We start from the raw sequence: 16,720 nt of genomic DNA, 5'->3' as shown, positions 1-16,720 counted from the left end.
TCAGCCCCGGACCCGGAGACGGTCGGTGCTGTCCTCGCTGGGCTGGACGACGACGATGCCCTGGCCGGAGAAGGCCATCTGGTAGGCCTCGCCACTGCCCCGGCCGATGAGCGACTGCGCCTTGAAGCTGCGCTTGCCCTTGACCTTGAGGTTCGGCGACCAGGCGACGAGCGCGTCCGGGTCGACGTACGTCTCGTCCTCGCCGCCGCCGCAGTCGACGACGATGGGCTTGCCCCGGGAGGTCAGCGCGACCCAGCCCTGCCCGGAGATCTTGGTGTTCCACAGGCCCTGCCCGGCGAACTTCGCCAGGCCCTTCACGCGCTCGACGCCCCACGTCAGATGGGCGTCGAAGGCGAGCAGGTTGGTGGCGTTGACGGAGATGCCGTCGCCGTTGAGGTTGATGACGACGACGTTGGCGCCGTAGTCGGCGAGGTAGAGCAGTCCGTCGCCGGAGCACTTCATCAGGGGCGCGCCCTCGCCGGTCATCCAGTCCTTGGCGATCTGGCGCACGGCCGGCGGGTTGGGCTCGTACTGGACGAAGCCCTCGTACGCGACCATCGAGCCCACGCGCGCGAAGAGGTCGTTCCCGGTCTGCATGGCGACCTTCGCCATGTGGTTGCCGTGGTTCTCCATGCGGGCGGTGACGGGTGCGGGAGCGAAGCCCGCGAGTGGCTGGTTCATGACGGACTCCCTCAGATCTCGTACGGCTGGACGACGATGAAGTTGCCGGGCGCCGCGCGGAACTGGAGGTTCACGCTCTCGCCGGTGTCACCGGGGTAGGCGTTGCGGCGCATCCGCACCTGGCTGGAGACGACCACCTGGGCGGCGGAGGACCAGGCGACCACGGCGTTGGCGTCGGCGAACGTCGTGGGCGTGACCGGCAGCACCACGGGCGTACCGTGCGTCTTGACGACGATCGTGCCGGTGCCCGTGAACTGCATCGTGAACAGCGCGCCGCCGGGAATGCCGTGTCCCTCGATGCGGCGGACCTCGTACTGGAGGCTCTCGTCGAAGGCGAGGACGTTCTCCGCGGAGACACAGATGCCGTCGCCCTGGAGCTCGATGGGGTGCAGCATCGTGGAGTTCTCGGCGAGGAACACCTGGCCCTGGCCGGTACAGCGCATCAGCTGCATCTCCTGGCCGGTCGCGTTGCCCACGATCCGGCCGGCGAATCCGGCGCCCTTGTAACTGAAGTCGACCTTGCCCTGATAGAGCACCATGCTGCCCTGCCGGGCCAGCACGGGGTGACCGCCGATGCCGAGGTCGACGCGGACCATCTTCTTGTTCTGCTGCGTCCAGCGCTGGCCGGTGGGCGTCTCCTTGAACTGCTGGAGCGCCGCGGCCACGCCGGGGCCCTGGGGTGCGCCTTGAGGAACACCTTGGGGTGCGCCCTGCGGGGCTCCGTACGGCGCCTGCTGGCCCGGGACCTGCCCGTAGGGGGGCTGCTGGCCGTAGCCCGGAGGCGGGGTCGGCTGGCCGTAACCGGGCGGCGGAGGCGGTGCCTGCGGGGCATGGGGCTGGGCGTAGCCGGGGGGCGGCGGGGCGGTCGGAGCGGGAGCCTGGCCGTACGGGGCCTGCTGCCCGGGCTGGCCGTAGGGCGGCTGCTGAGCCGGCTGGCCGTAGGGCGCGGGCGCCGGGGCGGGGGGCGGCGGAGCGCCGCCGGGCGGCGTCATGGGCGCGACGATGGTGGGCTGGGCGTGCACCGAAGGCGCGGGGGCCGGGGGCGGCGGCGTGGACCCGGGTGGGGGAGCGAAACCCTGGGCGGCGGGCTGCGGTGCGGGGGCCGGAGCAGGCGCGGGAACCGGAGCGGGCGCAGGAGCCGCTGCCGCGGCGGCCGGGGCGCCGAACGCGGGCGGCGCGAAGCCCGGAGCCGCACCCGACTGAGGCTGCTGGGGCTGCGGCGGGGCGGGGGGCGTCTCCTCCTCGGCGACCTCGCCGCCGAAGTTCCTCAGCAGCGCATCCAGGCCGCCGTCGAAGCCCTGCCCGACGGCCGCGAACCGCCAGACGTCCTTGAGGTAGAAGTCGCCCAGCATCACGGCGCGTTCGGTGGAGAACTCGGAGCCGTTGAAGGAGTAGCGGGCCACTTCTTCGCCGCCGGCGACGATCCGGACGTATCCGGGGGCGATCTGCGACATCTGTCCGGCGCCGTCGATCGTCGCCGTGAAGGACAGCTTGTGGATCTGCGGGGGGATCTTGTCGAGCGTGACCCGGAAGGACTCCGTGTCGCCGGCCTGGGTGCCGAGGAGCTGGATGGACTCCTCGGGGGACTTCGGCTGGTTGAAGAAGACGAAGTAGCGGTCGTCCGAGAGCCGTTCATCGGCGTCGAGACCGAAGCAGCTGATGTCGAAGGTCAGCCCTGGGGCCGAGATCTGCACACCTACGTACAGATCCGTGCCCGCGGTGAGGTCACTGATCCTGGCCTTGTGGCCGCGTTGGAATTCCCTGGCCATGCGTAACGACCGTCCCCCATCCCGAATGTGAATGCGTCGCGCCAGGCTAACGGCTAACTCCGACATCGGACGAAGCCGGTACAGACCCGGTACACAACCCCCGCCCAGACGTACCGGAAGTACTGCCTCCGGGGGGGGCGTCGCCTCAAAGAGCGGTCACTCGCCGCGCACGCCGGGCACATGGGGCAATCGCTCGGCGGCAACCACCCCTTCCAGGTAACCCTTCGCCCGCTCGGTGCGGGGATAGCCCTCCAGCAGCCGCCAGAAGCGGGGCCCGTGTCCGGGCACCAGAAGATGCGCGAGCTCGTGCAGGAGGACGTAGTCGACGACGTACTCGGGCATGCCCTGCAGGCGATGCGAAAGACGGATACTGCCCTCGGCCGGGGTGCACGAGCCCCAGCGTGTGTTCTGATTGGTGACCCAGCGGACCGAACTGGGCCGGGCACGGCCGTCGAAGTACTGGGCCGACAGCTGCTCGGCGCGCTCTGCCAGTTCGACGTCGCCGAGGACCTGCTTGCTCTCCTGGGCGGCCAGCTTGTCGAGCATGACGTTGACCCAGCGCTGCTCCTCGGCCTCGGACATCCGGGCGGGGATGAGCACGACGGTGCGATCGCCCTCGCGGTACGCCGAGACCGTCCGGCGGCGCCGGGCACTCCTGCGGACCTCGATCGCGCTCGCCCCCGAGCCGCTCGTCGGCGGGCTCGTCGTACTGCGCTGTGGCGTTCCGGCACGGTGCAGTGGGTCGGCGGACACGCCCCGACGTTACCCGCTGCACATGGGGGAAGTCCCGACTCCGGGACGGTTCGATGCCGATCCCCCACCATGCGTTTGATTTGTACGACGAATATCCACCGCCTGTGGACAACTTTCGGCACGCGGCGCCGCGTCGGGGCATGCTGGCAGTCGCCGGCGGAGCTACGACCGCGCTCCACCGGCACACGGGGACGTTCCACGACGGCTACGGGGGCCTGTTCATGCAAGCGACGGATTCGACAGTTCTGGCAGGTTCAGCAGGTCCGGTAGATCGGGCAGGTCCGGCGGACACGACGGTTCCGCTGGCTCCAGTGGTGAAGCCCGCGCTCAGGCGCGGCTGGCGGGATCTCAATACCGTGCAGTTCGGGATGACTCCGGCGCACGCACTGACGCTGGGCCCGATGGACACGGCGACGGGCAGCTTCCTCGACCTGCTCAACGGCACCCGCGGACTGGAGCTTCTGCGCGAAGAGGGCCGCCGCATGGATCTGCCGGACGGGCATGTCGAGGGGCTGGTCCGGCGACTGGCGCGGGCCGGACTGCTCGACGACGCGAAGGGAGGCGGCCCGGCCGCCGACGCCCTGCGCCGCAAGAAGGAGGTCCTGGACCGGCTGCGCCCGGATCTGGCCTCTCTGTCCCTGACCGTGTCCGAGCCGGGCGAGGCGATCGACCGCCTGGCCGCCCGCCGCTCACTGCGCGTGCAGGTGAGGGGGGCCGGACGGGTGGGTGCGGTGGTGGCCTCCCTGCTGTCGGGCGCGGGGGTCGGTGAGGTCGACGTGCGCGACGTCGGCCGGGTCGAGCCGTGGGACGTGGCGCCGGGCGGGCTGCCCGGGGAGGCGGTCGGCGACCGCAGGGACGAGGCCGCGCGACGGGCCGCCCGCCGCTCGGCACCGGACCGCCCACCGCGCCGCGGCCCCAAGGAACCTCCCGGGGAGGGCGGCGCGGGCCACTCCCTGGTGATCATCGCCCCGCGGGACGACGTCGCCGTGCACGCGCCCTCCCCGTCCGCCGCCGAACCCCTCATCGCTTCCGGTACGCCCCATCTGTACGCCGGCGTCGTGGAGGGAACCGGGGTTCTCGGCCCACTCGTCCTGCCCGGCGAGACCGGCTGCGCGGGCTGCCTGAACGAGGGGCGCACCGATCGGGACCCGGCCTGGCCCCGCCTGGTCGCGCAGTGGCGCTCGGGCTCGGGAAGGACGCGCGAGGTGCGGCCCTGCGATCTGACGCTGGCCACCACGGTCGCCGGGTTGGCCGCCGCGCACGCCCTGGCCTTCCTGGACGGCCGGATTCCGTCGAGTGCGGGTGCACGCTGGGAGGTGTCCCTACCTGGTCTGAGCTGGCACGCCCGGCCGGTGTGGGCACATCCCGCATGCCCGTGCGGCGCCACGCAGAAAGGTGAGGGAGAACACCCCTCCGAGGAGGAGGGTTCACACGAGACAATGGCGGAGCAACGGCCGCCGAAGGAGTTACGCCGTAAGGCAGACGCAGAGCGGCTGGCTGGGACCTGGAGGGCGCATGTCTGATCTTCCCCGCAAGGCGGTCACCCGTACCGCCAAGCTCGCCGCGCTCCCGCTCGGCTTCGCCGGGCGGGCGACCTGGGGACTCGGCAAGCGGATCGTCGGCGAGTCCGCGGAGATCGTCGGGCGCGAGCTGCAGCAGCGCACCGCCGAGCAGATGTTCAAGGTGCTCGGCGAGCTCAAGGGCGGCGCGATGAAGTTCGGCCAGGCCCTGTCCGTCTTCGAGTCCGCCCTGCCCGAGGAGATCGCCGGCCCCTACCGCGCGGCGCTCACCAAGCTGCAGGAGGCGGCACCTCCGATGCCGACGCGCACCGTGCACACGGTGCTGGCGGAGCGGCTCGGCGAGGACTGGCACGACCTGTTCCTGGAGTTCGAGGACAAGCCCGCCGCGGCGGCCTCGATCGGCCAGGTGCACCGGGGTGTGTGGCACGACGGCCGTGAGGTGGCGGTCAAGGTGCAGTACCCGGGAGCCGGCGAGGCCCTGCTGTCCGACCTGACACAACTGAGCCGGTTTGCCCGACTGTTGGGTCCGCTGATTCCTGGCATGGACATCAAGCCGCTGATCGCGGAACTCAGGGACCGGGTCTCCGAAGAGCTGGACTACGGCCTGGAGGCCCAGGCCCAGCAGGCGCACGCGGAGGAATTCGCCGACGATCCGGACGTCGTCGTGCCGGCGGTGGTCCACCAGAGCGAGCAGGTCCTGATCACGGAGTGGATCGACGGCATCCCGCTCTCAGAGGTGATCTCGGACGGCACCCAGGAGCAGCGCGACCGCGCCGGCCAGCTGCTGGCCCGCTTCCTCTTCTCCGGCCCGGCCCGCACCGGCCTCCTGCACGCCGACCCGCACCCGGGCAACTTTCGCCTCCTACCGGGCGGCCCGGACGGCGAGGACGACTGGCGGCTCGGCGTCCTGGACTTCGGCACGGTAGACCGCCTCCCCGGCGGGCTGCCGACCCCCATCGGCGACTCCCTGCGCATGACCCTGGACGGCGAAGCGGAAGCCGTCTACGAACTCCTCTGCACCGAGGGCTTCGTCAAGGAATCAATAGACCTGGACCCCGACGCCGTCCTCGACTACCTCCTGCCGATCATCGAACCGGCGCAGGTCGACGAGTTCACCTTCACCCGCGGCTGGATGCGCAGCCAGGCCGCCCGTGTGGCCGACCCCCGCTCCCCTGCCCACCAATTGGGCAAACGGCTGAATCTGCCCCCGGCGTACCTGCTCATCCACCGGGTGACGTTGAGCACCATCGGGGTGCTGTGCCAGCTGGGCGCGACGGTACGACTGCGCCAGGAACTGGAGGAGTGGCTGCCGGGGTTCCTCCCGGAGGATCTGACGGACGAGGAGGAGTCGGCGGCGGAGGCGTGAGCGGCCCTACCACCAGGCCGAGTCCAGTCGCCCCTCGATCGCCCTGAGGTTCTCCCGGGAGCAGGAGTCGCAGATGTAGTGGCGAATGCCGTTCTCCACGGAGCAGGTCCAAGTGGGCTGCGGGGCCTTGGCCTGGGCGCCGCAGCGGGCGCACACGAAGGGCTGGGGCTCCCTGGCGGAGCCGCCGTTGTCACTGCCTCCGGGAAGACTCGTCACTCGCCGACGATAACGCCGCCCTGACCGATCGGTGGGTACAACGCACCGCGGGGGCCGGTCCGTTCGCACGGACCGGCCCCCGCGGGGAGCTACCGCCTCCCGAGTCGGGAGGCCACCACCGCTTGGCGGCTTGGTCGGTTACTGCATGACTGCCATGGCGATCGCACGGCGGGCGCGCTTCGAGGCGCGCTCGGCCCTGCGCTGCATACGGCGAGCGGTCGCCAGGCGCACGGCCCGGCGTTCCTGCTCTGCCGCGTGCTGTCGCTCGTGCATATGCGCACGTGCCAGGGCTTCTTGGATGAGTTGCATCTCTCGGTTCCTGTTCTGACGCGAGTCGTTCGCGCCACTTGTGGTGAAGTCTTCAGGCGCGGAGCCTGCGTGCTCGTAGGTGGACGGCTTCATCGGGGCCTGCTTCTGGGGGTCGTGCGTGAAGGGACGGTCGATCGTTCCTGCGATGTTCATGCCGAAACCGGGTTCTTGCGCGGGCGACCACGGGGCCGCTTCCGGGCGACGACGACACCCTGGACGAACAGCTCGCCACCCCAGACGCCCCAGGGCTCACGCCGCTCCTTGGCACCGGCGAGGCAGGCCTCGACCAGCGGGCAGGTACGGCAGAGGGACTTGGCGTACTCGACGTCCGCCGGCGACTCGGCGAAGAAGACCTCCGGGTCGTAGGAGCGGCAGGGGACGGGTACGCCGAGGTTCTCGATGGCGTCGTCGAGCGCGGTGAGCGCAGTGAGCGGGATCAAGGTGGGGTCCTCCGTGAGGCCGGGCTTGGGGATCACGTCTGAAGGCGGTACGGACGGGGCGTGCGCTTCGAGTTGCACGGTTCGTCTTCCTCGTCTGGTCGTTCCGGCCCTGTGGGGCCGGGTGGCGGCTGGTACCGGGTCTTTTCTTGTCCCGAGGCCCCTTCGCTCCGTCATCCCCGTTGGGGGACAAACAGAAGGGCCGCGGATCCCGGATGGGGTTCCGCGGCCCTGAAGGCGCCGGCCTGATCGACAATCAGGCTGGATCACTCCAGGGTTCTGGCCCACGGAAGGCCCACATCTGGTGGTGCTGCGTCGTCTGCTTCCGGAATCCGGCACCGGTCGCCGTAAAGGCATAGGCCTTGGCCTGTGCCACTACTGCCGCTTCCAGTGCCTTGGTCGGTCGCTCATTGCCCTCGCGGACAGGGAGACCCGCGAGAGACAGGGCGGACGCCGGACGCGCGGCACGAATGCCGGACAGACCGGTGCCCTTGTTGGAGACGCCGAGCATGCACAGGGAGGCGACGACCGAACGATCGGTCATTTTCACGATGCTGATGGAGCTGGTGTTGATGCTGATCACTGGACTCGCCTCCTCTCGGCGTCTAAGGGGACTGGGGTGAACCAGTCCGACGGGTATGCAAGTAGAACACGGAATTGGGGCCTCCGAGAAGGCCTCCGTCCCCGTGGCTAAGAACCTATGGGGATTGCCGGGGCATGCGCAAACTATTTTTTCGACGAGTTCGTGTCATTCCCCGTCGGCGGCCTCGCCAACCTCCTGGCCTGCACAGATGGCCAGCACATCGGCTCCGTAGTGCTCGAGCTTGCGCTTGAGGACACCGGAGATACGGGACAGCTCAACCGGACTGGTTGGCTCCGCTTCGGCGATGGCCATCAGGGTCCTGTCCGTAAAGATGCAGAAGTCCGGCTGCCCACTGAGCCGGGCCTGAACCGCGCGCCACTCGCGGAGCCGTTCGTAGAGGCCCTCGTCCATGTCGGAGGGGCAGTCCTCGCAGCGCATCAGCTTCATCTCACCGGCGTCGGTGAGCGTGCGCCCGCAGACGCGGCAGCGGGCCGGGGCGCGCTGCCTCCGCCTCGGGGCGACATCCGGTCTGCTCGTGAAGCCGCGCTCGATGCCTCCGGAACCGCCGCCGACGGCGGTGCGGCCGGCGGTGGCGGCCGAGCCGGGGCGCAAACCGTCGAGGAAGCGGCTCGGGCGGCGGTTGGGCCGGCTGCCGGGCGCGCGGCTGAGGGACCAGGAGACATGGAGGTGCTGCCGGGCGCGGGTGACGCCGACATAGAGGAGGCGGCGTTCCTCCTCGATCTGCTCGTCGGTCTTTGCGTAGGTGATCGGCATCATGCCCTCGGCGACACCGACCAGGAAGACGACCTCCCACTCCAGGCCCTTGGCCGAGTGCAGAGAGGCAAGGGTCACGCCCTGGACGGTCGGGGGGTGCTGGGCGTTCGCCCGTTCGTCGAGCTCGGCGACGAGGTCGGCGAGGGTGGCGCCGGGTTTGGCCGCGGTGAAGTCCTGAGCGAGGTTCACCAGGGCGGCCAGGGACTCCCAGCGATCTCTGACGGCGCCGGAGCCGGCCGGGGGTTCGGTCGTCCAGCCCTCCCCCGACAGCACGGCACGCACCTGCGAGGGCAGATCGACGACGTCGTCGAGGAGCGAGTCGTTGCCGCCGAAGCGGGCCGCGCCTCGCAGGGCGACACCCGCCTTGCGCACCTCTGGACGGTCGAAGAACCGCTCGGCACCCCGCAGCTGGTAGGGGACGCCCGCGTCGGCCAGGGCCTGTTCGTAGGTCTCGGACTGGGAGTTCGTACGGAACAGGACGGCGATCTCGCCGGCCGGGACGCCGGAGTCCATGAGTTCCCGGATGCGACGGGCGGCGCCCTCTGCCTCGGCGGGCTCGTCCGTGTACTCGGTGTAGACGGGCTCGGGGCCGGGGTCGCGCTGGGAGATCAGCTCCAGGCGGTGGTCGGCGGCGCGGCCCCTGGCCTGGGCGAGCAGGCCGTTGGCGAGATGGACCACCTGGGGGGTGGAGCGGTAGTCGCGCACCAGCTTGACGACGGTGGCGCCAGGGTGGCGGGTGCGGAAGTCGAGCAGATGGTCGGGAGTTGCTCCTGTGAACGAGTAGATCGTCTGGCTGGCGTCGCCGACCACGCACAGGGTGTCACGGTCGCCGAGCCACAGCTCCAGCATGCGCTGCTGGAGCGGGCTGACGTCCTGGTACTCGTCGACCACGAAGTGCTGGTACTGGGAGCGGACCTGGTCGGCAATGTCGTGCCGGTCCTGGAGGATGCCGACGGTGAGCAGCAGGACGTCCTCGAAGTCGATGAGCGAGCGGTCCCGCTTGAGGTCCTCGTAGACGTTGTAGATCTGGGCGATCTCGGCCGGGTCGCGGGGGGCTTCGCGGCCCGCCTTCGCCGCGGCGGGCGGATAGTCGGTGGGGACGGTCTGGGTGACCTTGGACCACTCGATCTCGGCGGTGACGTCCCGCAGCTCGTTGCGGTCGAGGCGGATGCGGCAGGCGGCGGCCGCGTCGGCGACGAGCTGGATCTTGCGGTCGACGAGCCGGGGCAGGGAGCCGCCGACTGCTTTCGGCCAGAAGTACTGAAGCTGGCGCAGGGCGGCCGAGTGGAACGTACGGGCCTGGACTCCGGCGGCGCCGAGCTGGCGCAGCCGGCCGCGCATCTCGCCCGCGGCGCGGTTGGTGAAGGTGACGGCGAGCACGCTGGAGGGCTGGAGGATGCCGGAGCGCACCCCGTAGGCGATGCGGTGGGTGATCGCTCGTGTCTTGCCCGTACCGGCGCCCGCGAGCACGCACACCGGACCGTGCAGGGCGGTGGCCACCTCGCGCTGCTCGGGGTCGAGCCCTTCGAGCACCGCGTCGGCCGAGTCCGGTACCTGCGGGAAAAGGGTGGAGTGCGTTGCTGCTGTCACACCGCCATGCTGCCAGGTCGCCGGAGGCAGCTGTGCCGGTTGTCCACAGGCAGGCAGTGATAGTCGTACTAATGCGGCAGGCGTCACGTGACCGGGCATACCCCGGGTGGGAATGGCGCCCCGGTCGCGTGCGTTCTCTCCCTGGACGAGCTGTTCCCCCGAGCCACCCAAGGAGCGCGCGAGACATGCAGGGCACTGTGACGATGTACAGCACCACATGGTGCGGCTACTGCCAGCGGCTGAAGAAGCAGCTGGAGCGCGAGGGCATCGCGTACACCGAGATCAACATCGAGCAGGACCCCGAGTCCGCGGCGTTCGTCGAGAAGGCGAATGGCGGAAATCAGACGGTCCCGACCGTGCTCTTCGCGGACGGTTCGACGCTGACGAACCCGTCGCTGGCTCAGGTGAAGCAGAAGATCAGCGTCTGAAGCAGAAGATCGGCGTGTGATCGACGTAAAAGGAAGAGGGTGGCCGCCCGAGTCGGGCGGCCACCCTCTTCCTTTTACGCTCAGACGCTGCGCGTCGGCAGTGGCTTGCCGTACCAGAGCTCGATCAGGCGGGCCGCGATCGAGATGCCGTACGGCGGCAGGACCTCGCCCGAGTCGAAGGCGGCGCGCAGTTCCTCGCGGGAGAACCAGCGGGCCTCGTGGATCTCATCGCCGTCGACATTGACCTCGGTGGTGGTGGCGCGGGCCATGAAGCCCAGCATGAGGCTGGACGGGAAGGGCCACGGCTGGCTGGCGACGTACTCGACCTGGCCGACGGTGACCCCGGCCTCCTCGAAGACCTCGCGGCGCACCGTCTGCTCGATGGACTCCCCGGGCTCGACGAAGCCGGCGAGTGTCGAGAAGCGGCCCTCGGGCCAGTGCACCTGGCGACCGAGGAGGATGCGGTCGTCCTCGTCGGTGACGGCCATGATCACGGCGGGGTCGGTGCGCGGGTAGTGCTCGGCGCCGCAGGCGGAGCAGCGGCGGATGTGGCCGGCCGCGGCGATCACGGTGCGCTCACCGCAGCGGGAGCAGAAGCGGTGGGTGCGCTGCCAGTTCTCCAGGCCGACGGCGTGCACCATCAGGCCCGCGTCGCGCGGCGACAGCAGCAGGCCCGCCTCGCGCAGGCCGGCCGGGCGCGCGGACTGGTCGATACGGCCGGGCAGCGCGTCCTTCTGGAGGGCGAAGTAGCTGACGCCGTCCTCGTCGATGCCGAGGAAGTAGCGGTGCGCCTCGGTGAGGGGGGCCTCGAACGAGGGGGTCATGACGAGTTCGGTGCGTCCGTCCGCCGTCTCGTCGAGGAGGACCTGGCCGCCGGAGACCACGAAGCAGCGGGTCGTGGGGTGGCTCCACGCAGCCGCGAGCCAGGCCTCGTCGAGCCGGTGGTGGGCGGCGCGGTCGATGCCGCTCGGGGCGGTGAGCGAGATGGGTCGGTCGGCGGTGTGGTCGGTCCAGGTGGTCACGGGTGCTTCCAACTCCCCCAGTGAAACGGTGTACTTCGGCGGGCGGATCGGCGGGACGTACGACGGGAGGCGACCGGGTCCGGCAGGGCTCGGCGGTGCGGGGCGGCCTTCTCAGTGTGCCCCGCGCGCAATGGCGCTCCGGACGGCCGGGGGCGCTCAGGGCTCATGGCGCCAGTTCGCGGCGAGGTCCCCCCACAGGTATGCGGTGGTCTCCACGCCCTTGAGGAGGAGGTCGAGCTCGACCTTCTCGTTCGGGGCGTGCCAGCCGTCGGAGGGGACGGAGATGCCGAGGAAGAGCACGGGAGCGTCGAGGACGTCCTGGAGGTCGGCGGCGGGCCCCGAGCCGCCCTCGCGCGTGAAGCGGACGGGCCCCTCGAAGGCGCGGCCCATGGCGCGTACGACGGACTGCAGGGCCGGGTGGTCCAGCGGCGTCAGGCACGGGCGCGTGGCCCCGCTGAACGTGATCTCGCACCGGATCCCGGCGGGCACCTGAGCGTCGGCCCAGGCGCGGACGGCCTTCTCGATGTGGCCGGGGTCCTGTCCCGCGACCAGCCGGAAGGAGAGCTTCACCATGGCGGAGGACGGGATGATCGTCTTGCTGCCGGGGCCCTGGTAGCCACCGCCGATGCCGTTGACCTCGGCGGTGGGGCGGGCCCAGATGCGCTCCAGGGTGGTGTGGCCGGCCTCGCCCTGGGTGGCGTAGGACTTGGCGGTGCGCAGCCACTGCTGCTCGTCGAAGGGCAGCTCGGCGAAGAGCTCGCGCTCGCGGTCGGTCAGTTCGACGATGCCGTCGTAGAAGCCGGGGATCGCCACGCGCGCGTGGTCGTCGTGCAGGGCGGCGACGAGGCGGGCGGCGGCGGTCGCCGGGTTGGGGACGGCGCCGCCGAAGGAGCCGGAGTGGATGTCCTGGTCGGGGCCGTACAGCCGGATCTCGCACTCGGCGAGACCGCGCATGCCGGTGCACACGGTGGGGGTGTCCTCGGACCACATGCCGGTGTCGGACACGATCACGGCGTCGGCCGCGAGCCGCTCGGCGTGCTCCTCGACGAGGGCGCGGAAGTGCGGGGAGCCGGACTCCTCCTCGCCCTCGATCAGCAGCTTCAGGTTCACCGCCGGGGTGGTGCGGCCGGTGGTGGCGAGGTGGGCGCGGACGCCGAGTGTGTGGAAGAACACCTGGCCCTTGTCGTCGGCCGCCCCGCGCGCGTAGAGGCGCCCTTCTCGGACGACGGGCTCGAAGGGCTCGCTGTCCCAGCCGTCCTCGCGGGCGGCGGGCTGCACGTCGTGGTGGCCGTAGACGAGGACCGTGGGCGCCTCGGGATCGTCGGAGGGCCACTCGGCGAAGACGGCGGGCGCGCCCGGGGTCGGCCAGACCTCGGTGGTCGGGAAGCCGGTCTCCTCGAGCTTGGCGGCGAGCCAGTCGGCGCTGCGGCGTACGTCGGGAGCGTGGTCGGGCTGGGCCGACACGGAGGGGATGCGCAGCCACTCGGCGAGGGCGTCGAGGAAGGCGGCGCGATGCTGCTCGATGTACGTGCGGACGGCGCTGTCCGGGGTCTGGCTCATGGTCACGAGCCTATCGGCCCGCACCGACATCCTGATTGGGCGGTTCCTCACAGTCCGCCTGCGCGACCGGCTCCTGAGTCAGCAGCCGCTCCAGCGCGGCCCGGCCCGGCAGACCCTCCGGGCGTACGACCTCACCGCTGCGGACGTACAGGAACACGGCGTCGACCGACTCCAGGGGCACACCCTGCTGCTCGGCCCAGGCAAGCCGGTACAGGGCGAGCTGGAGCGGGTCGGCGGTGCGGGTGCGATTGGTCTTCCAGTCGACGATCTCGTACGTCGCCCCGTCACCGTCGCCGGCCCTGTAGACGGCGTCGATACGGCCCCGTACGACCCGGCCGGCGATCGCGAGCTGGAACGGGGCCTCGACCCGGTACGGCGTGCGGTGCGCGTACTCGGTGCGCTCGAAGGCGTCCTTGAGGGCCTCCAGGTCGCGCTCGTCGGCGATCTCCGCCTCGCTGCCGGGCAGGTCCTCCGGCTCGAGCATGGGCAGCGTCAGCTCTTCGAAGCGGGCCTCGACCCAGGCATGGAATCGGGTGCCTCGGCGTGCGGCGGGTTGTGGAGGGCGCGGCATGGGGCGCGCGAGTTCCTGCGCGAACCCGTCCGGGTCAGCGGCCAGCCGCAGCAGCTGGGACGCGGTCAGCGACGCGGGCAGGGGTACGTCGGTGACGCTCGCGCGGGCGCGCAGGAGCTCTCCGGTGAGGGCGTCGAGGTCGCGGTCCCAGGAGGCGATGGCGCGGGCCTCCTCCGGGGTGAGAGGTTCCGGCTCCGTGGGACGGGGACGTGCCGGTGGTTCGGCGGGGGGTTCCGGGGACGTCGCCTGGTGCGGGACGGTCGGGCGGTCCGTGGTCCGGGCGTCCCGATCGTGGCGGCCCTCCTCGAACCGGCGGCCCTCCTCGAACCGGCGGTCGTTCTCGAAGGGGCCGTCGTCGAAGGAGCCGTTGTCGAAGGAGCCGTTGTCGAAGGAGCCGTTGTCGAAGGAGCCGTTGTCGAAGGAGCCGTTGTCGAAAGGACCGTCCTCGAAGGCCTCGCCCGCGAACGGATCACCCTCGAACGGATCGTCCTCAAAGGGATCGCTCTCCTCGGAGAACCCCTCGGAGAGCGCTTCGTCGTCCGGGGGCGGAGGCCAGTCCGGATCGTCGTAGGTGTCCGGGTCGTGGGTCGCGGCGGGGTGGCCGTCCTCGTGGGAGGCGAGGTTCTCCAGGTGGGCCAGGACCGTCTCGGCGGCCGCGCGGCGTCGCGCCAGGGCGGCCTCGTCGAGGGGCAGCGGCCAGACCTGGTCGGCGGACTCCCGGTGCAGAGCCGGGTTCACCTCGTCCTCGGCAGGCTCGTCGGCCCACGCCTCGATCTCGCCGTGACCGGCCGCGCAGTGGTCGTACAGGGCCTGCAGGAAGTCGGAGGGTCCGCGGGGCTTCTTCTGGCTCGGGCCCCACCAGTGGCCGGAGCCGAGGAGCAGGGAGCGGGGGCGGGTGAAGGTGACGTAGCCGAGCCGGAGTTCCTCGGTGTGCTGGTGGTCTTTCATGGCCTCGTGGAAGGCCTTCAGACCGCGGGAGTCCCAAGAGGAGACGTCGGGGAGCGTGTCGGCGTCGCCGCGCAGCTCGTGCGGGAGCACCTTGCCCTGGGCGGTCCATTTCTCGCGGCCCTGGGTGCTGGGAAAGGTTCCGGTGACCAGGCCGGGGACGGCGACGACGTCCCACTCCAGGCCCTTGGACTTGTGCGCGGTGAGCACCTTGACGGTGTTCTCGCCGCCGGGGAGGGCGTTGTCGAGGCCCTTCTCGTACTGGGCGGCGGTGCGCAGGAAGGCGAGGAAGGCGAGCAGAGTCGCCTGGTTGTCGCCGGCCGCGAACGAGGCAGCGATGTCGAGGAAGTTGGACAGGGTCTCGCGACGGCGGGCGGCCAGGGCGTGCGGGGAGGCCGAGAGTTCGACCTCCAGGCCGGTGACGGCGAGGACACGGTGCAGGACGTCCATCAGCGGGTCGGACAGGGAGCGGCGCAGGTCGCGCAGTTCGGTGGCCAGGCGGGCGAACCGCACACGCGCGTCCGGCGAGAAAGGCAGGCCATCGTCGTCCCCGTCGCCGTCGAGCGGCGTCTCCAGAAACGTGTCGAGGGCGTCCGCGAGCGAGATCACCTCGGCGGGGTCGACCCCCTCGACGGCCGCGGCGAGCCGGCGGTCCGGGTCGTCGTCGCCGTCCACGCGCGCGTAGGACACCAGCTGCCGTGCGCGGCGCCCCAGGAGGGCGAGGTCGCGCGGGCCGATGCGCCAGCGCGGGCCGGTGAGGAGGCGGACCAGGGAGGCGTTGGCGCCGGGGTCCTGGAGGACCTCGCAGACGGCGACCAGGTCGGCGACCTCGGGGAGGTGGAGCAGCCCGGACAGGCCGACGACCTCGACGGGGACATCACGGGCGACGAGCGCGGCCTGGATCTCGGCGAAGTCGGTCGCCGTACGGCACAGGACGGCGATCTCGCCGGGCGCCTTGCCGGTGTTCACGAGATGGGCGATGGAGTCGGCGAGCCAGTCCATCTCCTCCGCGTGGGTGGGCAGCAGCGCGCAGCGGACGGTGCCGTCGCGTTCGGCTCCGGGGGCCGGGCGGAGGGCCTCCACGCCCGCGTGCATGGCGCGCAGGGGCTCCGCGAGGCCGTTGGCGAGGTCGAGGAGGCGGCCGCCGCTGCGGCGGTTCTCGCTGAGCGCCTGGCGGGCGGCGAGGCGGCCGTCGGTGCAGGCGAAGTGCTCGGGGAAGTCGTCGAGGTTGGCGACGGAGGCGCCGCGCCAGCCGTAGATCGCCTGGCAGGGGTCGCCGACGGCGGTCACCGGATGGCCGGTGCCTCCCCCGAACAGGCCCGCCAGCAGGACGCGTTGGGCGACGGACGTGTCCTGGTACTCGTCGAGGAGGACCACGCGGAACTCGTCGCGCAGGACGCGGCCCACTTCGGGGATCCGGGCGAGCTGCGCCGACAGGGCGATCTGGTCGCCGAAGTCCAGCAGATCGCGCTCCCTCTTGGCGGCGCGGTAGCGGACCACCAGCTCGGCGAGTTCGCGGCGGGCGGCGGCCGTCTCGGGGACCTTGCGCAGATCGGCGTTGGTGAGCTTGGCGCCCTGGAGGGTGAGCAGCAGTTCGGCGTCGTACGCGCGCAGGGCCTCGGGCCGTACGAGGTGCTCGGCGAGCTCGGCGTCCAGGGTGAGAAGGTCGCTGACCAGGTCGGCGAAGGAGCGGGTGAGGGCCGGGTACGGGCCCGGGGACTCGCGCAGCACGCGTGCGGCGAGCTGGTAGCGGGTGGCGTCGGCGAGCAGGCGGGACGTCGGTTCCAGGCCGATGCGCAGGCCGTGGTCGGTCAGCAGGCGGCCCGCGAAGGCGTGGTACGTCGAGATCACCGGCTCGCCCGGCGGGTTGTCCGGGTCGATGACGTCGGGGTCGGTGACGCCGGCCTTGATGAGCGCCTTGCGGACGCGCTCGGCGAGTTCACCGGCCGCCTTGTTGGTGAAGGTCAGGCCGAGGACCTGCTCGGGGGCGACCTGGCCGGTCCCGACCAGCCACACCACACGGGCCGCCATCACCGTCGTCTTGCCCGACCCGGCTCCGGCAACGATCACCTGCGGGGCGGGCGGCGCGATGATGCAGGCCGTCTGCTCCGGGGTGAACGGGATGCCGAGGAGCTCCTTGAGCTGACCGGGATCGGTGATACGGGCGGACACCTCAGAGAGGCTAGCCGCGGGCAC

General features: G+C 71.2%; 14 protein-coding genes. 3 read left to right on the top strand and 11 right to left on the bottom strand.

From position 1 onward, the window contains the following. The 3 genes from AB5J49_RS31475 to AB5J49_RS31465 form a co-directional block, all read right to left on the bottom strand. Nucleotides 1-681: an AIM24 family protein gene (locus tag AB5J49_RS31475; protein ID WP_369172251.1), complete on the bottom strand. Its 681-nt coding sequence runs from the start codon at nt 679-681 to the stop codon at nt 1-3. Nucleotides 682-692: 11 nt separating this feature from the next. Continuing rightward, nucleotides 693-2,450, bottom strand: a complete 1,758-nt coding sequence (locus AB5J49_RS31470) for a TerD family protein (protein WP_369172250.1) — start codon at nt 2,448-2,450, stop codon at nt 693-695. Nucleotides 2,451-2,606: 156 nt separating this feature from the next. After that, nucleotides 2,607-3,203, bottom strand: coding sequence for a M48 family metallopeptidase (locus AB5J49_RS31465; protein WP_369172249.1), 597 nt, complete (start codon nt 3,201-3,203; stop codon nt 2,607-2,609). Between the two features lie 302 nt (nt 3,204-3,505). On the opposite strand from AB5J49_RS31465, the gene AB5J49_RS31460 reads away from it, so the two are divergent. Together AB5J49_RS31460 and AB5J49_RS31455 are read left to right on the top strand one after the other, a co-directional pair. Then, a complete protein-coding gene (locus AB5J49_RS31460) occupies nt 3,506-4,726 on the top strand; it encodes a TOMM precursor leader peptide-binding protein (RefSeq protein ID WP_369175328.1) in 1,221 nt (406 codons plus the stop codon). Next, nucleotides 4,719-6,089 (top strand): ABC1 kinase family protein, encoded by a 1,371-nt coding sequence (locus AB5J49_RS31455; RefSeq protein ID WP_369172248.1) that lies wholly within the window; start codon nt 4,719-4,721, stop codon nt 6,087-6,089. Before AB5J49_RS31460 ends, AB5J49_RS31455 begins: the two co-directional genes overlap by 8 nt. A 6-nt stretch (nt 6,090-6,095) precedes the next feature. On the opposite strand, the gene AB5J49_RS31450 is transcribed toward AB5J49_RS31455, so the two are convergent. The 5 genes from AB5J49_RS31450 to AB5J49_RS31430 all read right to left on the bottom strand — a co-directional run bounded on the left by AB5J49_RS31450 (nt 6,096) and on the right by AB5J49_RS31430 (nt 9,998). After that, a complete protein-coding gene (locus AB5J49_RS31450) occupies nt 6,096-6,305 on the bottom strand; it encodes a hypothetical protein (RefSeq protein ID WP_369172247.1) in 210 nt (69 codons plus the stop codon). A 138-nt stretch (nt 6,306-6,443) separates the two neighbouring features. Continuing rightward, nucleotides 6,444-6,767 carry a hypothetical protein gene (locus AB5J49_RS31445; RefSeq protein ID WP_369172246.1) on the bottom strand — a complete coding sequence of 108 codons (324 nt, stop codon included), beginning with the start codon at nt 6,765-6,767 and terminating at the stop codon, nt 6,444-6,446. Further along, nucleotides 6,764-7,132, bottom strand: coding sequence for a WhiB family transcriptional regulator (locus AB5J49_RS31440; RefSeq protein ID WP_369172245.1), 369 nt, complete (start codon nt 7,130-7,132; stop codon nt 6,764-6,766). The genes AB5J49_RS31445 and AB5J49_RS31440 overlap by 4 nt, the downstream gene beginning before the upstream one ends. Nucleotides 7,133-7,307: 175 nt before the next feature. Then, complete coding sequence (locus tag AB5J49_RS31435; RefSeq protein ID WP_369172244.1) at nt 7,308-7,634, bottom strand: hypothetical protein; 327 nt, start codon at nt 7,632-7,634, stop codon at nt 7,308-7,310. Between the two features lie 165 nt (nt 7,635-7,799). Next, nucleotides 7,800-9,998 (bottom strand): ATP-dependent DNA helicase UvrD2, encoded by a 2,199-nt coding sequence (locus tag AB5J49_RS31430; protein WP_369172243.1) that lies wholly within the window; start codon nt 9,996-9,998, stop codon nt 7,800-7,802. Nucleotides 9,999-10,183: 185 nt separating this feature from the next. Between AB5J49_RS31430 and AB5J49_RS31425 the strand changes: the two genes are divergently transcribed. Further along, a complete protein-coding gene (locus AB5J49_RS31425) occupies nt 10,184-10,426 on the top strand; it encodes a mycoredoxin (protein WP_030052474.1) in 243 nt (80 codons plus the stop codon). An 80-nt stretch (nt 10,427-10,506) separates the two neighbouring features. Here AB5J49_RS31425 and nudC read toward each other — a convergent pair whose 3' ends face one another. From nudC to AB5J49_RS31410, 3 genes are all read right to left on the bottom strand, one after another. Then, a complete protein-coding gene (nudC, locus tag AB5J49_RS31420; protein ID WP_369172242.1) occupies nt 10,507-11,448 on the bottom strand; it encodes an NAD(+) diphosphatase in 942 nt (313 codons plus the stop codon). A gap of 156 nt (nt 11,449-11,604) precedes the next feature. Beyond that, nucleotides 11,605-13,008 (bottom strand): dipeptidase, encoded by a 1,404-nt coding sequence (locus AB5J49_RS31415; protein WP_369172241.1) that lies wholly within the window; start codon nt 13,006-13,008, stop codon nt 11,605-11,607. 10 nt (nt 13,009-13,018) lie between these two features. Continuing rightward, entirely contained in the window at nt 13,019-16,696 is a 3,678-nt protein-coding gene (locus AB5J49_RS31410) for an ATP-dependent helicase (protein WP_369172240.1), read from the bottom strand. Nucleotides 16,697-16,720 lie beyond the last annotated feature (24 nt).

It is taken from the genome of Streptomyces sp. R28, from assembly GCF_041052385.1.
Lineage (GTDB): Bacteria > Actinomycetota > Actinomycetes > Streptomycetales > Streptomycetaceae > Streptomyces.
Note: the sequence above shows the minus strand (reverse complement) of the source record. Positions and strands in the feature narration are given on the sequence as shown.